This window comes from Rickettsia lanei (assembly GCF_056242675.1).
In genome coordinates this window covers 602,500-620,819 of record NZ_CP172233.1, presented here as the reverse complement: position 1 = coordinate 620,819, position 18,320 = coordinate 602,500, and the positions used below count along the sequence as shown (strand labels likewise).

The following is an 18,320-nucleotide window of genomic DNA, read 5'->3' as shown; positions in this document are numbered from 1 at the left end:
CTTTCATATTCATTATTTCTTATTTAGAGCAACTAAATAGATTTCCGTAGATTCACTGCGGCTGGATGAAGGTTTAAAATGTTTCACTGTTTTAAATTCACGCTTTACTTTATGTAATAATTCATTTTCTGCACCGCCACGAAAAATTTTAGCAATAAAATGACCGGAGGGTTTTAGTACTTTTAAAGCAAATTCAAAAGCTTGCTCACATAAAAGTAAGGTTCTTATATGGTCTGTAGCTTTATGACCTATGGTATTTGATGCCATATCACTCATTACTATATCAGCTCTACCATCTAAAGCCTGAATAATTAATTCTTCCGTATCTGCTTCAAAAAAGTCCTTTTGAACAAATTCAACTCCAGCAACATGTTCAATTTCTAACACATCGATAGAAATTATTTTATTATTTAGGTTATTATCCGAAGCTTTAATCAGCTTAGAAGCTACTTGACTCCATCCCCCAGGAGCTGCTCCTAGATCAACAATTTTCATGTTAGGAGTAAAAAGTTTAAATTTTTCATGAATTTCAAGTAGTTTATATGCAGCTCTTGACCTAAAGCCGTCTATACGTGCTTTTGCAACATACGGATCGTTTAATTGGCGTCTAAGCCAATTACTAGAAGAGACGGTGCGTTTTTTAGAAGTCTTAACTCTAACGAATTTATTTCTATAACCGCTTAAATTATTTGTCATAAAATCTTTTATACTTATAAATAAATGAAGAATAAGTAGACGAAGTTTAATCTGGAAAAGAGCAAGGAATCCACAAGACGAGGCACGAAAGTCGTTAATAATACTTGAGTACCACAGTACTTATAGCCAATTTTTCAAATTAAACGAGTATGCTCTTTTGCTATTTTATCTAATACAGAATTAACAAAACCAATTTCATGCTCATTTAACATATCATTTGCTATGTCCGTATATTCGTTGATTACTACTTTAGCAGGCGTAGTAGGGCAAAATAATAGCTCACATATACTAACACGCAATAAAGCTCGGAGTAAGATTGGCATATGTGCAGGATCTTTATCATTGGTTAAATGATTGTCGATAATTTCGTCTAGTTTATGAATATTTTCAAATACTGACTTTACCAGCATTTTAAAATGACTTATACTTAATGATATTTTTAAATTCTCAGGTAAATCTGTTATAGAATTATTATTTTGATAAAAAGAAAGTACATTTTGCATGATATCATCCATATCGTCGTTATTTTGCAATATGTTTTGATAAATAGCTTGCACTGCTGCAATACGTGCAATCGACTTTTTATTAATTTTATTTGAACTCATAGAGAAAAGAAATTTAAAATTTAATTTTCGTCAATGCGTAAGGTGATATGGCGTGATGTCATTCCCGTGAAAGCGGGAATCCAGTAATTCAAAAACATAAATACTATTAGTTTTTAAAACTAATACATTTGGATTATTTCATTTTTTTTCTGTGGATTCCCGCTTTCGCGGGAATGACATCGGAAACCAAGTAGCAACGTCCACTCACAACGACGAAATGATCTTTATAACCTTACAAGGTATACCTTAAAATAATTTATTAGTAAACTTATAAAATTTTTATGCTCTCTATAATAGGATTTATTATAACAATTAGTATCTTGGTATTTATCCATGAATTTGGGCATTATTGTATTGCTAGATATTTTAATGTAAAAGTTGAGGAGTTCTCGATAGGTTTCGGTAAAGCACTAATAGGCATTACCGATAAAAAAGGAGTTAGGTGGAAGATTTGCCTTATACCGCTTGGCGGTTATGTCAAGATTTACGGCTATGATCGCAGCCTTATGGATAAGACTAAAGAAGTTAACGAAAAAGTAGCTTTTGATGCTAAATCTTGTTTAGAACGTTTTTTAATCGTTGCAGCAGGTCCGTTAATTAATTATTTACTTGCCATAATAATATTTGCAGGTTTTTATTGTTACTTTGGAAAAACAGAGATTCCTCCTATAATAGGTAATGTAGTAGCTTCATCACCGGCAGAGAGAGCAAACTTAAGAGCAGGAGATAAAATTGTTAAGGTTAACGATAAATCTGTTAAAGATTTCGGGGACGTGCAAAGAGAGATATTAATTAACGGTTTTAGCTCTTCTACTTTAACTATAGAAAGAAAAAGTGAAGAATTTATCGTTAATATAATGCCTCAAGAAATAATTACATCACCTCCCGAAGAAAAGCAAGTTAAGAAAACTCTTCGCATCGGTATTATAGCTAAAAATGAACCTATTTATACTAAAATAGGAATTTTAGGAGGATTATGGGAAGCTATTAAGACTACTATAGATATGTCTGCTTTAACTCTAAACGCAATATCGCAAATGATTTTAGGAAAACGTTCATTCGATGAGCTAGGAGGGCCGATAGCTATTGCTAAAGAGTCAGGCAAATCTATAGCTGGTGGAACCCAAATGTATCTGTTATTTATAGCAATGCTTTCCGTTAATTTAGGGTTACTTAACTTACTACCTATACCGGTGCTTGACGGCGGACATTTAGTATTTATATTATATGAAGCAATTACAGGTAAATTACCGCATCCTAAGACTAAAAATATTTTGTTACAATTAGGAGCAATAATCATAATTTTTCTTATTATAATTGCTGTTTCCAACGATATACAAAATTTGTTTTCCTAAATTATAGATTTGCTTGCTCTCGTTTATATTATCTACTATAGTGGAGTACATTAATTATGTTTGAATGCATTAGTTAGGAGAACTTTGTATTATTCTTAGCTAAAAGCGAAAATCCAGTTCTTTGTCATACCGCGACTTGAACGCGGTATCTAATTTATTATTTTTACCGTGGTCAAGCCACGGGGGATGACATTGGGTTTAAACACAGAAATTTAAATTAAATCTTAAAGAAGGTTTTAGGTGACAATCAGATCAATTATTAAGTTAACAATTTTATTATTAACGATTTTTTATTATCATATTTCATTAGCTGACTCTATAATTCGTAAAATAACTATCGAAGGTAATCATAGGGTTGAGCGTTCTACTATTGAGAGCTATTTAAAGCTTAAGGTAGGAGAAACCTATAATAATTCTAAAGAAGATGAGGTAATAAAACGTTTATATGCCACCTCACTTTTTAGAAATATAAATATGCATATAACAAATGATGGTAATTTAATAGTTAACGTTACTGAAACGCCTTTTATAAGTAGTATAGTATTTAGCGGTAATTCTAAAATCAAAACTAAGATGCTCGCTAAAGAACTTTACACAATGTCGGGTGAATCTCTTAGCCAAGCCAAAATTGAATTAGATGTAAAGAAAATATTAGAAATTTATAAACGTAGCGGACGTTTTGCTACTACGGTAACACCTAAAATCGAAAATTTAGAAAACAACAGAGTTAAGGTTATTTTTGATATAGCAGAAGGACCAAAAACCGGTATTAACTATATTTATTTTAGCGGTAATGAAAATTATAGTGATTCAGAACTTAAATCTATTATTTTAACTAAAGAATCTCGTTGGTTTCGTTTTTTAGAAAGTAACGATACTTACGATCCTGATAGAATGGAGTATGATAAAGAATTACTGAGAGAGTTTTATCAATCTGTAGGTTTTGCAGATTTTAGAGTAATTTCGGCATCAGCAGAACTCAATAATACTAAAGAATATTTCACCCTTACCTATTCCATTGAAGAGGGAGAAAAATATAGCTTCGGTAATATTACAATAGACAATAAATTAACTAATATAGATATAACACCCCTTAATAAAATTGTTAATATTAAGCAAGGCAAGGTTTTCAATATGAAAAAGGTTAATGATATAGCTGAAAAAATCGGAGAATATTTTACAGCGAACGGTTACCCTGCGGTAAATGTTTATCCGGATATAATGAAAAATGCTAATCATACTGCAGATATTAAATTTATTATTGAAAAAGCCGATAAGGTTTATATTAATAAAATTAATATTATTAATAACCTTAAAACCGAAGACCCTGTTATAAGAAGAGAATTTAAAATAGAAGAAGGTGATATAATGAATCGTTCATATATTGAAAAAGGTGAGCGTAATCTTAGAAATTTAGATTATTTTGAGAAAGTAGCAATTAGCTTAGCTCCGACTAAAGCTAAAGATAAATATGATGTTAACGTTGAAGTTGATGAAAAATCTACTTCCTCTATAGGTTTTGATTTAGGATATAATACTGCCGGCGGTTTATTCGGACGTTTCTCTTTCTTAGAGCGTAATTTAGTCGGTACCGGGAAACTGCTTAATGCCGGTGTGCAAGTAAGTAAAAACACTACAAGCTATTACGGTGGTATTACCGCACCGCACTTTTTAGATCGTGATTTATCACTTGGCGTAAACATATTTAGAAACTATACCGGACGCGGTGCTAGTGTATTAAATACAACTGATCAAAGCTATAAGTTACACTCTATAGGAGTCAAAACTTCTCTTGGTTATGAAATTAAAGAGGATTTAGGTCACGAAATAGATTATTTAATCAAACGTGATATTTTAAGTGCTCCAACTCCATCAAGCTCAATATTCTTAAAGGAGCAAATGGGAAGATTCATTACTTCTGCTATAGGACATACTATTACTTATGATCAAACCGATAATAAAATTGTTCCAAAGAACGGTTATTTAGTAAGCGGCACACAAGAATTTGCCGGAGTTGGAGGTGATAACAAATATATAAAGCATGAAGTTGACGGTAAATATTATACATCTTTCATACATAACAAGCTTACTTTAAAATTATCTGCTTCCGGAGGCAATATTGCAGGGCTTGGAGGAAAAATTATTAGAATTTCCGATCGCTTTAATTTAGGTGATTATAGTTTAAGAGGCTTTGCAAGCGGTGGTGTAGGACCTCGTGAAAAGGTCACTCACGAAGGACTTGGTGGTGAGCGATATTACACATTCTCAACAGAGCTTAATTTCCCAACACCTATACCTGAGGAATTTAATTTAATCAGTACAGTCTTTATGGATTTAGGAAGCGTTTGGGGAGTAGGCCTAAATAAGAAACAATATCAAACTCCAAACGGTTTTTATAACGATAAATCTCTTAGAGCTTCCATTGGTTTCGGCTTTATTTGGGTAACACGTTTTGCACCAATCAGAATGGATTGGGGTTTCCCGGTTAAGAAGAAGAAATATGACGATACGCAGCATTTCCATTTAAGATTTTCGACGCATTTATAAAGATGTCTCATTTTCACCCCGTGGCTTGACCACGGGGTCCAATTAAGGATGCTAGTCTTTTAGCATTGTAAAATTTTTTATTGGATTGCCAAGCTCCTTGTCAGTCGTCGCTCGCAATGACGAAACATGTCTCGTAGGAATCCATATCTCAGCATAATATAATCATATTTCAGCCGATGTAGCTCAGCTGGTAGAGCGGCGCATTCGTAATGCGTAGGTCTGGGGTTCAAATCCCCACATTGGCACCATCTTCTAAATAAAACTATAGCCCTATTTGTGATAGGCGTGGTAGAACCTGATATACTAATAATGTGTAGAAAAACGCATTCGTGTCATACCGTGGCTTGACCACGATATCCAAAAAAATAACTTAAAATACTAATCATTTATTATCACCCTCAATTCAAGTGGTTAAAAAGTCCAGCATCTAAAGAACCTAAAACGGTTTTAAAAAATGCTTATAACATAAGTAATGATACTGAAAAACTTATTGCTGTTGATATAAAAAATGACCAGTTTGTAATATTTGATAATACAAGTGGTAATGTAGCTCATGTAAGGACATATCAAACAATAGAGAGAGATGCTGTTTTAAAAAATAACCTAATCACAACAAAAATATGCAAATAAGGTAATAAAAACTTTAATGAAACCTCGAAGCGGTATAAATTATTAGAATAACAAAATGAAATAAACAATGACAGATAAATTATGGTATGCAAAAATAAATGAAGAAGATGCATATATCAGCAAAACACTTCAAGAATATATAGATTTATATTTCTTTGATTCTGTAGCATTTAAAGCAGTAGAAGATATAACCTTAGAAAATTTAGGTGAATTTTTAGAAGTAATGTTAAAACATTATCAACAATATCATTTTCATTTAGGCGAATTATATGATACTGGAGAAACATTAGAAGAATATTTCGATTATGTTTTTATGGATGATGCAAAATATATACATTATCCTAAATATTCTAAAGAGGATAGACGTAATTTAGGTTGGTTATTGATTAGTAACTTATATACAAATGTGTAATCCAAGACTATTTCCAGAAGATGTCCCGCATTTAATAGAATTTTTACACGCTAAAGATGGAGAAGTGACAAAGGCTCAAGAAAAGCTAAATACCTACCTTGCCCAATTTGATTTAATGAAAAGACAAGATGAAGATTACAGATGCTGGGAAGCAATCACGCAAGAACGTCAGCAAGCTATAGCAGAAAATAAACCTTTACCAATAAGACCTATGAGTATTGAACTATCAAAATGCTTGAAAGAGTGAAGTGGGAAACTTTTTTAAGACCATCATAGAGCTAACGCAAGCATAGGGAGTACAGCTAGCGAAGATGATAGCGATAGAGAAAGTAACGGAACTTGCAGTAAATGCTGTAAATAACAACGCACTATCTGGTTTAGGGCAGAAGATAGAGAATAAAATAGCGGGGAGCGTTACTCCAACTTTAAATTCTAATAACAGGATATTGCTAAGTGTTTACAGTCGTTTAGAGCAGGACGGTAACAAGAGAATATGACGCCATTCGTGATTCCCTGAGCCAATAAATATAGGCCAGATTGCAGCAACTGCGGTAATGCACTTTATTAACTGCAAGGTCACCTGAGTATTTTAAACTGGATCTCGCTACAAATGAGCTAGGATGACAGGGTGGAATTAACCCATGCAACAACACCAATGCTACACGGAAATGACAATAAGGTCTTTTTAAGCATGGGGTAAAACAAAACTACCTTTTTTAGGTAATTCCATTATATTTTGTAAAGAATTATAAGTTGTTGCTAAAAAATAATATATGCTTAGCTTTATATAAAAAGTGAAAGCCAATTGTCACCTTTTATATTCAACTTCTTAAGCCGAATAGCAGATTATGTAATAATTCGCTATTTGTGTTAATTAACTATTATCTTTTTTCTTGGAGGAATATAGATTGTTTCATCTTCAGCATGCGAAATCTTTTCTAAAAGTCCGATAAAACGGTCGTTATTAGGTACTAGCTTTACTATCGCCCACCCCTCTTCTATTGATTTCTTTATGCGTTCTATATCCGATTTATGCTCTGAAAAAGATATCACTTTTTGTGCTGGGTTTTGCATATTGATAAATCAATTATAGTTAATTAACATTATAGTAAATATTTTTAATAAATCAATCACATATTTATTATTTGCTAAATATAAATAAAATGATTACCATATATTATGTCTTGTTTACTTATATCCTAATAAATAGTTTAATTAAAAATTAAAAGTTGTACGATGATTTTTTATTTTAAACATATATGTCACTTATTAACTTTATTTAATTTAAACTGTATAATTTAATTATGTCCAATGATAATTTACAACCGCCTGCTCTTTCTAAAAAGCAATTATTTGCTTTTTTTGGTATGGTTGTCGGCATGTTTATGTCTGTACTTGATGTTCAAATTGTCGCTAGCTCATTATCCGTAATAGCTGCCGGTCTTGCCGCTTCAAACGATGAACTTTCTTGGGTTCAAACATCGTACTTAATAGCTGAAGTTATCATTATTCCTATTACCGGCTTTTTAGCAAGGTTACTTACTACTAGAATTTCTTATTTTATTGCAGCTTTAGGGTTTACGGTTATAAGCGTATTATGTTCGCTTGCAACTAATATTGAATCCATGATTATCTTTAGAGCATTACAAGGCTTTTTTGGCGGTGCTATGATACCGACGGTCTTTAGTACCGTTTTTATACTTTTTCCTGCATCGCAACGTCCTATCGTTACTATCTTAATTGGACTTGTCGTAACTGTTGCCCCTACTTTAGGACCTACACTCGGTGGATATATTACGGAGATTTTATCATGGCATTTTATGTTTTTATTAAACGTCATACCTGGTATTTTCGTATGCACGGTAGTTTTTTTATATGGGGATTTTGATAAACCAAATTATAAATTACTGAAAAATTTTGATTTTCTCGGTATATTATTAATGGCTTTAACGCTTGGCTTATTACAGTATGTGTTAGAAGAAGGAAACAAAAAAGGTTGGCTTGAGGATAATTTAATATTATTCTTAAGTATTACAGTAGTTTTAGGTTTTATTTTATTAATCATTAGAGAACTAACCTTTATTAATCCAATTTTAGACTTAAAAACATTTCTTTATAAAGACTTTACTTTTGGTTGCCTTTATTCGTTCGTTATGGGTATCGGATTATACGGGGCAGTATATATATTACCGCTATTTCTCTTTACTATTGCCGGATATGATACATTACAAATCGGGACTACTATGATGGTGACGGGCGTAGCACAATTTTTATCTGCACCACTCGCCGGTAGAATGTTAGGGTTAGGGGTAGATTTACGCCTGATGCTTATTATAGGGCTTGGAGGGTTTGCTCTTGGATGTCATTTGAATAGTTTTCTAACGTCTGATTCTAAATTTGCTGCATTTGTGCTTCCTCAATTTGTTAGAGGGTTTTCATTAATGTTTTGTTTTATACCGACTAATAATATAGCTCTTGGCAATATGCCGAAAGAAAGAGTAGGTAACGCTAGCGGGCTTTATAATCTTACTCGTAATTTAGGAGGAGCGGTAGGGCTTGCAATAATCAGTACTATACTTACTAATGATACTAAAACCTTTATGCAATATTTATCGGAAAATATCTCGTCTACTTCTATAATGGCATTAGAACAACTAGATTCTTATACTGAATTATTAAGCGGAAAAGTTTTAAATCCCGAAAAAGCATCATATTTGTTATTAGCAAACAAATTAAATCATGATGCTTTTGTAATTGCAATAAATAATATATTTAATATGATAGGGCTGTTATTTGTATTTATAATGCTACTAATACCTTTTACTTCAAATATCAAATTAACCGAAAATGTTAATGCTCACTAAAATTAAATTTATATTATATTTTCCTTGGTTATTATTAGAAATATGGAAATCGGCTTTCGCGGTTATTAAAATAATTTGGCAAAGAAAGATAGGAATAGAGCCAGTTTTTGAATGGGTTAACGCAGAAGGGCTAGAAGAAATAGGCGAAATAATTTATGGTAATTCGATTACTCTAACTCCAGGTACAGTAACACTTGATATAAATAATAATATGTTATTAGTGCATGCACTCAATAAATCATCGATTACCGACCTACAAAGAGGTATAATGATTAAAAAAATTAAGCAGATATTAAAAACAACTTGAAGCAGAAAATGATATCAGATATAAATGCTCTAAAGTATAAAAAAGTTTTACTTAAAGTGTCAGGGGAAGCTTTAATGGGAGATAAGCAATTTGGTCATGAATATGACATAATAAAAAAGATTGCCATCGATATTAAAGAAGTTATCGCTTTAGGAGTAGAAGTCGCTATTGTAGTCGGCGGTGGCAATATTTACCGTGGGATTAATGCAGCACTTGTCGGTATGGACCGAGCTTCAGCGGATTATATAGGTATGCTTGCAACGGTGATTAATGCTTTAACTTTACAAAACGTTATGGAAAGCCTCAATATCTATACAAGAGTTCTATCGGCTATTCCTATGATGAGCGTGTGCGAACCTTATATTCGCCGCAAAGCTAAAAGACATATGGAAAAAAAGCGTGTAGTAATTTTTGCCGGCGGTACGGGTAACCCGTTTTGTACAACTGATAGTGCCGCAGTACTTCGCGCAATCGAAATGAATTGCGATATTTTATTAAAAGCAACTCAGGTTGACGGTGTATATGATTCCGACCCTAAAAAAAATCCGGATGCTAAAAAATATTTCACTATTAGCTATAAAGATGTTATAACTAATAACCTGCAAGTCATGGATACGGCAGCTATTGCAGTTGCAAGAGAAAATAAATTACCTATAAGGGTATTTTCGATAAAAGAACAGGGAAATTTTGCTAGAGTAATACAAGATAAAGGGGAATATACGACAATTGAGGAATAATATGTAGTGTGAATTGTTGTATGATTTTTATATCATTCCCGCATAGGTGTTGTTGCGTAGAGACTAAATCGTCATTGCGAGCAGCCGTAGGCTGCGTGACAATCTAGAAAGAATAATAAAAAATTCTGTAGATCAGAATTTTTTACTAGATTGCTTCGTCAAAACTTATAGTTTTTCCTTGCAATGACGGAAAAACCAATCTACGCAGGAATTACATCGGGGGCATTGCCTAATACATATAACAATGTCTCAGTGTACTAATAATATATGGATAAATAAAGATGGATAAAGAGCATTTAAAGAAAAACTTACAAGAAAAGATGGAGAAAGCTCTCAAAGTTTTAGATCATGAGCTTAAAGGGCTACGTACCAGTAGAGCTTCAGTGAATTTACTTGATAGCGTAACCGTGGAAGCTTACGGGAGTAAAATGCCGCTTTCACAAGTTGCTTCTCTATCTACCCCTGATGCACGAACAATTAACGTGCAGGTTTGGGATAAATCTATGGTATCATCGGTAGAAAAAGGAATTACGATAGCAAATCTTGGCTTAACTCCTGCAACGGACGGTCAATTAATCAGACTGCCGATACCGGCTTTAACTGAAGAAAGACGTACAGAACTGGTAAAACTTGCTCATAAATACGGTGAAGATACTAAAATTTCATTACGTAATATTAGAAGAGACGGCAATGAAGCACTTAAAAAGCTAGAAAAGGATAACGTTATCGCAAAAGATGAGCATCATAGCTTATCTGAACAAGTACAAAAGCTAACCGATAATTATAGTAGTAAAGTTGACTCGGTAATAAAACAAAAAGAACAAGAAATAATGACTGTTTGATTTTCTATGTCATTCCTACTTTAGATTTGTTGCGTGGATACTAAATCATCATTGCGAGGATGCATTGTTGCGTGGACCGGTAAAATCCACTGTGTCACCCCGTGGCTTGACCACAGGGTCTATAAAAACAATAAAAAATACTAATAATTTTATTTTTAACTGGATCCCGCAATCAAGTCGCGGGATGACAGCAGTGGAATTGATCCACGCAACAATACCTTGCGAAGAGCAAAGCGACGTGGCAATCCAGAAAAATCGATCCATGCAACAATGCTAAGCGAGAATGACATAAATTGAATCTATACTGACAAAATAAAATGACAAAATTAGTTAGAGATTTAATTCCAGAAATTACCTTAAAATCAGGCAGGATACCATTTACTCATATTGCTGAATCATATGAGTATAAAGAATTATTAAAAAATAAACTACTAGGAGAAGTAGAGGAAATTTTACAAGATGAGTATATGGAGAAGTTGCCGATATATTAGAAATACTTGAAACAATCTGTAATATTAGTGGCTATAAACTAAAAGATATATTAAAAATTAAAAAAAGAAAGTTAATGGTGGTTTTGATAATAAGATAATTTTAGAAAAAATAACTAATTAGCTTTTTTGCCTTAATAAAATAAAGGAGTCATGCAATAAAATCGGCTATAGAACCTTATATCACAGGCTGTATCCAGGGTCTAGCTCACAAGTCGTAGGACGACAGAAATACCATTACAAACAGGCAAGCCTTCACAGGAATAACATCAGACTATACCACTCAAAATAATAAAACTATGATAACAAAAGAAGCAGCACAGAAAATAGCAAAATTAGCTAGATTAAAATTTGAAGAAGATACTGTAGAAAAATTTTTTACTCAGCTTAGTACTATTATGGATATGATCGATATTTTAAATGAAATAGATTGCAAAGATATAGAGCCTTTAACTTCGGTTTGTAATATGAATGCTAGAATGCGAGAGGACGCCGTTACAAGTTTTGATTTATCAAGTGAGTTATTTGATAATGTAAGTGGAAATAGTACTCAGCTGGCTAAAGAAGTAAAATATTTTATCACTCCAAAGGTTGTTGAATAATTATGACGGAACTAAACAAACTAACAGTAGCAGACAGTATAAAAGGTCTAAAAAATAAAGATTTTACAAGTACGGAATTAATAGGTGCACATATTAAACAAATAGAGAAGCATAGAAACCTAAATGCTTATGTTACCGAAACTTTTGACTTAGCTTTAAAACAGGCTGAAGCAGCCGATCAAAATTATGCTCAAAATAACGCAAGAACCCTTGAGGGTATCCCGTTTGCTGCGAAAGATCTTTTCTGCACAAAAGGAATTAGAACTACGGCATGTTCTAATATACTGAAAAATTTTATACCTAATTATGAATCAAGTGTTACACAAAATATTTTTGATAAGGGCGGTGTGATGCTCGGCAAAACCAATATGGATGAGTTTGCTATGGGTTCAGCAAATATCACTAGTTGTTTTGGAAATGTAATTAGCCCTTGGAAAGCAAATGATGATAATGCTGATTTAGTTCCAGGCGGTTCTTCAGGCGGTTCAGCTGCAGCAGTTAGCGGATTTATGGCATCTGCTGCTCTTGGTAGCGATACGGGCGGCTCGGTACGTCAACCTGCAAGCTTTACGGGTTTAGTCGGTTTTAAACCGACATATGGTCGTTGCTCAAGATACGGAATGATATCGTTTGCTAGCTCCCTTGATCAAGCAGGAATATTTACTAGAAGCGTTTTAGACAGTAGCATTATGCTTGAAGCAATGATGGGGTTTGACGAAAAAGATTCTACTTCGATTAAAGCAGAAGTTCCAGAGCTACAATCCGCTATCGGAAGTTCTATAAAAAATATGAAGATGGGCGTACCTCTTAGCCTTGGTGAGGGCAGTATTATTGAACCTGATATTATGAAAATGTGGCAGGATACCATAGAACTACTTAAAAACGCCGGTGCTGAAATAGTTGATATTACTTTGCCGCATGCTAAATACGGTGTTGCTGTTTATTACGTAATAGCACCGGCTGAAGCTTCTTCAAATTTATCTAGATATGACGGCGTTAGATACGGTCTTCGAGTAGAACGTGAAAATATGACGCTTGACGAAATGTATGAAATGACTAGATCAACCGGATTTGGAGAGGAAGTAAAACGTCGTATTATGATTGGAACATATGTGCTATCATCTAGTGGTATGGATGCATATTATCTAAAAGCTCAAAAAGTACGTCGTTTAGTTGCAAACGATTTTAATAATGCTTTTGCAAAAGTTGATGCCATTTTATTACCGGCTGCCCCGACTGCAGCTTTTAAGATTGGTGAAAAACAAAATGATCCGACTATTATGTATTTAAACGATTTATTTACTATTCCTGCAAGTTTAGCCGGTTTACCTTGTGCATCGGTTCCTGCTGGATTATCGGCACGCGGTTTACCTCTTGGGATACAGATTATAGGTAAACAATTAGACGAATATAATGTTTTGAAAGTAGCATCGACAATTGAGTCAGGTGTAAAACATATTAAATTTGAACCAAAGGGTTTTTAATTATGGCATATATTGAAGGTAATACGGGGAAATGGGAATATGTAATAGGGCTTGAAATCCATGCTCAAATTTCCTCAAAATCTAAGCTTTTTTCAGGAAGTAGTACTATTTTTGCAGCAAATCCAAATTCGCAGGTTTCCTATGTCGATGCAGCAATGCCCGGGATGTTACCGGTATTAAATAAGCATTGTGTACACCAAGCAATTAAAACAGGGCTTGGGCTTAAAGCTAAAATAAATAAATATTCGGTATTTGACCGTAAAAATTATTTTTATGCCGATCTGCCGCAAGGTTACCAAATTTCGCAATTTTACTATCCTATAGTACAAAACGGCACTATGGAAATACCAACTAGTACCGGCGATCTTAAAACTATTCGTATTAACCGTTTGCATTTAGAGCAAGATGCGGGTAAATCTATGCATGATCAATCACCACATTACAGCTTTATCGATTTGAATCGTGCCGGTATTGGACTTATGGAAATTGTGACCGAACCTGATATATCATCACCGGAAGAAGCAGCTGAATTTGTAAAAAAGCTAAGAAATTTGTTACGTTATATTGGCAGCTGTGACGGTGATATGGAAAAAGGCTCGATGCGTTGCGATGCTAATATTTCAGTAAGACGTAGCGGCGAACCACTCGGCACAAGATGCGAAATTAAAAATATTAATTCAATTCGTAACATCATTAAAGCAATAGAATTTGAAGCTAAAAGACAAGTTGACTTGCTTGAAAGCGGTGAAGAAATAATTCAAGAAACACGCCTATTTAATGCCGATAGCGGCGAAACAAGAACTATGCGTTTAAAAGAAGAAGCACTTGATTATAGATATTTTCCTGATCCCGATTTATTACCGCTTGTTATTTCTGATGAGTTAATAAATGAGCTAAAAGCAAATTTACCTGAGCTACCTGATCAAAAGATTGAAAAATATACGAAGGAATTTAGCTTAAGTAAATATGATGCCGAAGTAATAGTAGCCGATGAATCGGTTGCTGAGTATTTTGAGAAAGCAGCAAATGAATGTAACCCTAAAATGCTTACTAATTGGCTAACTAGTGAATTATTTGGCCAATTAAATAAAGCATCGATAGGAATAAATGAATGCAAAATTACCCCTAGTAACTTTGCAAAACTGGTAAAATTAATAGAAAATGATACTATTTCCGGTAAAATTGCAAAAACCGTTTTTGAAATTATGTTTGAAACCGGTAAAGCACCTGATAAAATAGTAGAAGAAGAAGGACTGGTACAAGTTTCGGATAATAACGTGCTAAACACGGTAATTGACGAGGTAATAGCTGAAAATCCTGAATCAGTAGAGGGTTATAGAAGTGGTAAGGATAAATTATTCGGTTTCTTTGTAGGGCAGGTAATGAACAAAACCGACGGTAAGGCTAATCCGACGCTTGTGAATCAGCTTTTAAAGGAGAAATTGAGTTCTTGATGCTATTCCTTTGAAGATATTGCCCGAGTGGATAGATTTTCCTGTCATTGTGAGCAGCCATAGACTTTGTTGCATGGCGCGGTTTCATCGTCATTACGAGCAGCCGTAGGCTACATAGCAATCTTGCCAAATATCCTGAGATTGCTTCGTCAATTACTACGTAATTTTCCTTGCAATGACGATTTGATATCCGTACAACAAGGGCAATGCCTAGTAGGATGACACAGAACATACTCAAACTTAAAACATTATTTTTATGAAATTTCTGAAAATATTTTTACTATCTTGCTTACTAGTGTCTTGTGAAAAAAAAGAAACGGAAAAAACTTTAATAGTCGGTACTGCCGCAGATAATCCTCCTTATGAATTTATCCAAGACGGAGAGATTGTTGGGATTGATATTGATATTATCAAAGCAATAAGCGAACGTCTAAATAAAAAAGTTATCATAAAAAACTTCGACTTTAACGGTTTACTTGCAGCTTTGGTTAGTGAAAATATTGATGTTGCGGTGGCGGAGCTTTCCGTAACACCGGAGCGTGCTGAATATATCAGCTTTTCCGATAATTATGCTACTGCAAGATTTGCCATAATATATAGAACAGGTGATAATATACAAAATAGCAAAGATCTAGAAAATAAAATAGTAGGGGTACAGCTCGGTAGTGTTTTAGAAAAAAAAGCACACGATCTATCACAGACGATAAATATTAAAGTTCATTCTTTAGCAAATCATTTAATGTTGGTTGAAGAATTAAAAGCCAGAGTCATAGATGCTATTATTTCTGAGGAATTTCAAGGCAAAAAATTAAAAGAAAATAATTCAAATTTAGAAAGCAGTACTTTAGAAGAATTTTCATCCGATTTTGCTATAGGCATGTCTAAAAACTCAGGACTAATTAATGAAATTAATGAGGCAATCGATTCATTAAAAAAAGACGGAACCATTAACAAAATTATGAAAAAATGGCTGGGACAGTAACAGAAAGTCAATTTAAAGATGCTATGAGCCGATTCCCTCAGGGAGTGACTATTATAACAACAAATTGCAATAACGAACTTTTTGGCTTTACTGCTAGTTCTCTTACTTCCGTATCTTTAAAACCACCGTTAATATTATTTTGCCTTAATAAAAACTCTTTTAGTATAAACAGTTTTCAAAAAAGTGATAAGTTTGCAATTAGTATTTTAGCAGAGAATCAAATTGATATCTCAAAACATTTTGCTAAATCACAATCTAATAAATTTACAAAAATTGATTATGAGCTTGGTAATAAAACTGATTGCCCTTTAATAAACGGTGCAACTTATCATATAGAGTGTAATAAATATGCTTCTTACGATGCCGGTGATCATGTTATATTTATCGGTGAAGTAATAAATACCGCTATTAAAAATGATTTAAAGCCTCTATTATATTTTCATAAATCGTATACAAAGATTTAATTTTGGTTATTTTTTGCTGCAAATTATAAGATTTTTTGAAATATAAGTAACTATTCCAGCAAAAATCTTATTAATTTTCGCTAAAAAATACCTCAAAATAGCCAATCAATTAGAAATATTCACAGAACCTAGTTTAATTTGAAAAATTGGCGTCGTATAATAAGATCTGCGGTTCAAACTATATTAAGTATACACTGCGATCCAAGGACTTTAGACGCCTTGCTCTTGTCCAAATTAAACTTCGTCTACTTACTGTTCATTTATTAGGAGTATACATTGCCAATATGTTAAATATCGGTCTTAGTGGTTCTACCGGTAAAATGGGAGAAACCATTCTAGAGAGAATAGATAAATTTAAAGATTGCAAAATTGCAGCAAAATTTAATAGTACTAATAATTTAGATGATTTAGATAATTTTTGTAAAAATTCTGATGTGATCATCGATTTTTCTACCCCTGAAATATTAGAAAAATTAATTAATTATGCATTAAAACATAATACAAAATTAGTAATCGGAACCACAGGTCTCCAACCTCAACATTTTAAGCTTTTAGAAAAAGCAGCTCAAACTTTACCTGTTTTATATTCTGCAAATATGAGTATAGGAGCTCATTTGCTTAGCTATCTAGCTAAAGAAGTAACAAAAATACTAGATGATTACGATGTTGAAATTCTAGAAACGCATCACCGTAATAAAAAAGATTCACCCTCAGGAACTGCTGTTATGCTTGCTGAAACAATTGCCAGCAAAAAAGGATTAAATATAACATTTAATCGTGGTAATAGACTAAGAAGCGAAAAAGAAATAGGTATTTCCTCGCTTCGTGGTGGAAATGTTCACGGTATACATGAAATATCTTTCCTAGGTGACGATGAAATAATCACCTTAAAACACGAAGCTCTGAATAAAAATTCTTTTTCTATTGGTGCAATTAAAGCCGCTATTTGGCTACAAGATAAACCTTCTGCTTTATATTCAATGCAAGATATTTATAAAATATAATTAATATAGCTTGAAAAAATACCTTTAAGAGGCTATATTTTATTATGTAAATAACATAATCCTAAGGTTACTTATGATCGATTATACAAAAACTTTAACTGCCGCCTCAAAAAATAAAACTTTTGACGAAGGCTTAAGACAATACATGCTTAAAGTATATAATTATATGGCTTTAGCACTTTTACTAACCGGTGTAGCAGCCGTAACGACTATATCAGTTGAGCCTATTTATAATTTAATGTTTCAAACAGGTTTCGGTACTATTATAATGTTTGCTCCGCTCGGTATTGCTTTATATTTCTTTATGGGCTTTGGACAAATGAACCTGCAAACGGCACAAATATTATTTTGGGTTTATGCCGGTTTAACCGGTATGTCGCTTGCATATTTAGCTCTTATTTATACCGGTGCATCAATAGCTCGTACTTTCTTTATTTGCTCTTCCGTTTTTGGAGCAATGAGTTTATACGGTTATAGTACAAGTAGAGATTTAACATCTATGGGTTCATTTTTTGCAATGGGTCTTATAGGTCTTATCATTGCTTCATTAGTCAACTTGTTTCTAAAAAGCTCGGCGCTCTCTTTTGCTACCTCTCTTATTGGAATAGTAATATTTATGGGATTAATTGCTTGGGATACTCAAAAGATTAAGTCTATGTATTACATGGCAGGAAACGATGAAGTAGGACAAAAGCTTTCTATTATGGCAGCCTTTACTTTATATTTAGATTTTATAAATCTTTTCCTATATTTAATGAGATTTTTAGGCAATAGAAGAGATTAATTGGTATCATTCTTGCCAAAGTCATGATTTTATCATTGCTTCGGTTTTTTCATTGTTATATCA

18 protein-coding genes, 1 tRNA gene and 1 pseudogene are annotated in these 18,320 nt (G+C 33.2%); 17 read left to right on the top strand and 3 right to left on the bottom strand.

The features are described from left to right. Positions 1-12 precede the first annotated feature (12 nt). Both ACHBLB_RS03540 and nusB read right to left on the bottom strand, forming a co-directional pair. The gene (locus tag ACHBLB_RS03540; RefSeq protein ID WP_004996598.1) at positions 13-696 is read right to left on the bottom strand and encodes an RlmE family RNA methyltransferase; all 684 of its coding nucleotides are present in this window, start codon (positions 694-696) and stop codon (positions 13-15) included. 134 nt (positions 697-830) lie between these two features. Then, complete coding sequence (gene nusB, locus ACHBLB_RS03535; protein ID WP_012736449.1) at positions 831-1,301, bottom strand: transcription antitermination factor NusB; 471 nt, start codon at positions 1,299-1,301, stop codon at positions 831-833. A 281-nt stretch (positions 1,302-1,582) separates the two neighbouring features. On the opposite strand from nusB, the gene rseP reads away from it, so the two are divergent. The 5 genes and pseudogenes from rseP to ACHBLB_RS03510 all read left to right on the top strand — a co-directional run bounded on the left by rseP (position 1,583) and on the right by ACHBLB_RS03510 (position 6,742). Beyond that, positions 1,583-2,656: an RIP metalloprotease RseP gene (gene rseP, locus ACHBLB_RS03530; protein ID WP_475842665.1), complete on the top strand. Its 1,074-nt coding sequence runs from the start codon at positions 1,583-1,585 to the stop codon at positions 2,654-2,656. A 240-nt stretch (positions 2,657-2,896) separates the two neighbouring features. After that, complete coding sequence (bamA, locus tag ACHBLB_RS03525) at positions 2,897-5,203, top strand: outer membrane protein assembly factor BamA (protein WP_475842662.1); 2,307 nt, start codon at positions 2,897-2,899, stop codon at positions 5,201-5,203. Between the two features lie 172 nt (positions 5,204-5,375). After that, a tRNA-Thr gene (locus tag ACHBLB_RS03520) sits at positions 5,376-5,451 on the top strand. Between the two features lie 449 nt (positions 5,452-5,900). After that, positions 5,901-6,492, top strand: a pseudogene (locus ACHBLB_RS03515) (hypothetical protein). A gap of 64 nt (positions 6,493-6,556) precedes the next feature. After that, positions 6,557-6,742 (top strand): hypothetical protein, encoded by a 186-nt coding sequence (locus tag ACHBLB_RS03510; RefSeq protein ID WP_012150416.1) that lies wholly within the window; start codon positions 6,557-6,559, stop codon positions 6,740-6,742. Between the two features lie 373 nt (positions 6,743-7,115). Here ACHBLB_RS03510 and ACHBLB_RS03505 read toward each other — a convergent pair whose 3' ends face one another. Further along, positions 7,116-7,319, bottom strand: coding sequence for a DUF2674 domain-containing protein (locus ACHBLB_RS03505; protein WP_004996604.1), 204 nt, complete (start codon positions 7,317-7,319; stop codon positions 7,116-7,118). A 230-nt stretch (positions 7,320-7,549) separates the two neighbouring features. On the opposite strand from ACHBLB_RS03505, the gene ACHBLB_RS03500 reads away from it, so the two are divergent. The 12 genes from ACHBLB_RS03500 (at position 7,550) to ACHBLB_RS03445 (ending at position 18,257) form a co-directional block, all read left to right on the top strand. Next, positions 7,550-9,109, top strand: coding sequence for a DHA2 family efflux MFS transporter permease subunit (locus ACHBLB_RS03500; RefSeq protein ID WP_475842660.1), 1,560 nt, complete (start codon positions 7,550-7,552; stop codon positions 9,107-9,109). Continuing rightward, entirely contained in the window at positions 9,093-9,416 is a 324-nt protein-coding gene (locus tag ACHBLB_RS03495; protein ID WP_475842658.1) for a monovalent cation/H+ antiporter subunit E, read from the top strand. The genes ACHBLB_RS03500 and ACHBLB_RS03495 overlap by 17 nt, the downstream gene beginning before the upstream one ends. An 8-nt stretch (positions 9,417-9,424) precedes the next feature. Continuing rightward, a complete protein-coding gene (gene pyrH / locus ACHBLB_RS03490; protein WP_014364421.1) occupies positions 9,425-10,153 on the top strand; it encodes a UMP kinase in 729 nt (242 codons plus the stop codon). Positions 10,154-10,434: 281 nt separating this feature from the next. Next, positions 10,435-10,995: a ribosome recycling factor gene (frr, locus tag ACHBLB_RS03485; protein ID WP_475842656.1), complete on the top strand. Its 561-nt coding sequence runs from the start codon at positions 10,435-10,437 to the stop codon at positions 10,993-10,995. A gap of 317 nt (positions 10,996-11,312) precedes the next feature. Beyond that, positions 11,313-11,486, top strand: coding sequence for a nucleoside triphosphate pyrophosphohydrolase family protein (locus ACHBLB_RS03480; RefSeq protein WP_475842654.1), 174 nt, complete (start codon positions 11,313-11,315; stop codon positions 11,484-11,486). A 296-nt stretch (positions 11,487-11,782) separates the two neighbouring features. After that, entirely contained in the window at positions 11,783-12,085 is a 303-nt protein-coding gene (gatC, locus tag ACHBLB_RS03475; protein WP_475842652.1) for an Asp-tRNA(Asn)/Glu-tRNA(Gln) amidotransferase subunit GatC, read from the top strand. Between the two features lie 2 nt (positions 12,086-12,087). Then, the gene (gene gatA, locus ACHBLB_RS03470; RefSeq protein WP_475842650.1) at positions 12,088-13,569 is read left to right on the top strand and encodes an Asp-tRNA(Asn)/Glu-tRNA(Gln) amidotransferase subunit GatA; all 1,482 of its coding nucleotides are present in this window, start codon (positions 12,088-12,090) and stop codon (positions 13,567-13,569) included. A gap of 2 nt (positions 13,570-13,571) precedes the next feature. After that, complete coding sequence (gatB, locus tag ACHBLB_RS03465; protein ID WP_475842648.1) at positions 13,572-15,023, top strand: Asp-tRNA(Asn)/Glu-tRNA(Gln) amidotransferase subunit GatB; 1,452 nt, start codon at positions 13,572-13,574, stop codon at positions 15,021-15,023. A 256-nt stretch (positions 15,024-15,279) separates the two neighbouring features. Then, positions 15,280-16,005: an ABC transporter substrate-binding protein gene (locus ACHBLB_RS03460; RefSeq protein WP_010976861.1), complete on the top strand. Its 726-nt coding sequence runs from the start codon at positions 15,280-15,282 to the stop codon at positions 16,003-16,005. Beyond that, positions 15,990-16,469, top strand: a complete 480-nt coding sequence (locus tag ACHBLB_RS03455) for a flavin reductase family protein (protein WP_010976860.1) — start codon at positions 15,990-15,992, stop codon at positions 16,467-16,469. The genes ACHBLB_RS03460 and ACHBLB_RS03455 overlap by 16 nt, the downstream gene beginning before the upstream one ends. Before the next feature lie 284 nt (positions 16,470-16,753). After that, entirely contained in the window at positions 16,754-17,473 is a 720-nt protein-coding gene (gene dapB, locus ACHBLB_RS03450; protein WP_475842646.1) for a 4-hydroxy-tetrahydrodipicolinate reductase, read from the top strand. A 73-nt stretch (positions 17,474-17,546) separates the two neighbouring features. Beyond that, complete coding sequence (locus ACHBLB_RS03445) at positions 17,547-18,257, top strand: Bax inhibitor-1/YccA family protein (protein WP_012150405.1); 711 nt, start codon at positions 17,547-17,549, stop codon at positions 18,255-18,257. The last annotated feature ends 63 nt before the right edge of the window (positions 18,258-18,320 follow it).

Bases quoted from the DNA above. Each gene is read 5' to 3' on its own strand.
- rseP (WP_475842665.1), top strand. From the start codon at position 1,583: ATGCTCTCTATAATAGGATTTATTATAACAATTAGTATCTTGGTATTT.
- ACHBLB_RS03460 (WP_010976861.1), top strand. From the start codon at position 15,280: ATGAAATTTCTGAAAATATTTTTACTATCTTGCTTACTAGTGTCTTGT.
- ACHBLB_RS03510 (WP_012150416.1), top strand. From the start codon at position 6,557: ATGATAGCGATAGAGAAAGTAACGGAACTTGCAGTAAATGCTGTAAAT.
- ACHBLB_RS03540 (WP_004996598.1), bottom strand. From the start codon at position 696: ATGACAAATAATTTAAGCGGTTATAGAAATAAATTCGTTAGAGTTAAG.
- gatA (WP_475842650.1), top strand. From the start codon at position 12,088: ATGACGGAACTAAACAAACTAACAGTAGCAGACAGTATAAAAGGTCTA.
- frr (WP_475842656.1), top strand. From the start codon at position 10,435: ATGGATAAAGAGCATTTAAAGAAAAACTTACAAGAAAAGATGGAGAAA.
- gatC (WP_475842652.1), top strand. From the start codon at position 11,783: ATGATAACAAAAGAAGCAGCACAGAAAATAGCAAAATTAGCTAGATTA.
- pyrH (WP_014364421.1), top strand. From the start codon at position 9,425: ATGATATCAGATATAAATGCTCTAAAGTATAAAAAAGTTTTACTTAAA.
- ACHBLB_RS03505 (WP_004996604.1), bottom strand. From the start codon at position 7,319: ATGCAAAACCCAGCACAAAAAGTGATATCTTTTTCAGAGCATAAATCG.
- ACHBLB_RS03480 (WP_475842654.1), top strand. From the start codon at position 11,313: ATGACAAAATTAGTTAGAGATTTAATTCCAGAAATTACCTTAAAATCA.
- ACHBLB_RS03495 (WP_475842658.1), top strand. From the start codon at position 9,093: ATGTTAATGCTCACTAAAATTAAATTTATATTATATTTTCCTTGGTTA.
- nusB (WP_012736449.1), bottom strand. From the start codon at position 1,301: ATGAGTTCAAATAAAATTAATAAAAAGTCGATTGCACGTATTGCAGCA.
- dapB (WP_475842646.1), top strand. From the start codon at position 16,754: ATGTTAAATATCGGTCTTAGTGGTTCTACCGGTAAAATGGGAGAAACC.
- gatB (WP_475842648.1), top strand. From the start codon at position 13,572: ATGGCATATATTGAAGGTAATACGGGGAAATGGGAATATGTAATAGGG.
- ACHBLB_RS03445 (WP_012150405.1), top strand. From the start codon at position 17,547: ATGATCGATTATACAAAAACTTTAACTGCCGCCTCAAAAAATAAAACT.
- ACHBLB_RS03500 (WP_475842660.1), top strand. From the start codon at position 7,550: ATGTCCAATGATAATTTACAACCGCCTGCTCTTTCTAAAAAGCAATTA.
- ACHBLB_RS03455 (WP_010976860.1), top strand. From the start codon at position 15,990: ATGGCTGGGACAGTAACAGAAAGTCAATTTAAAGATGCTATGAGCCGA.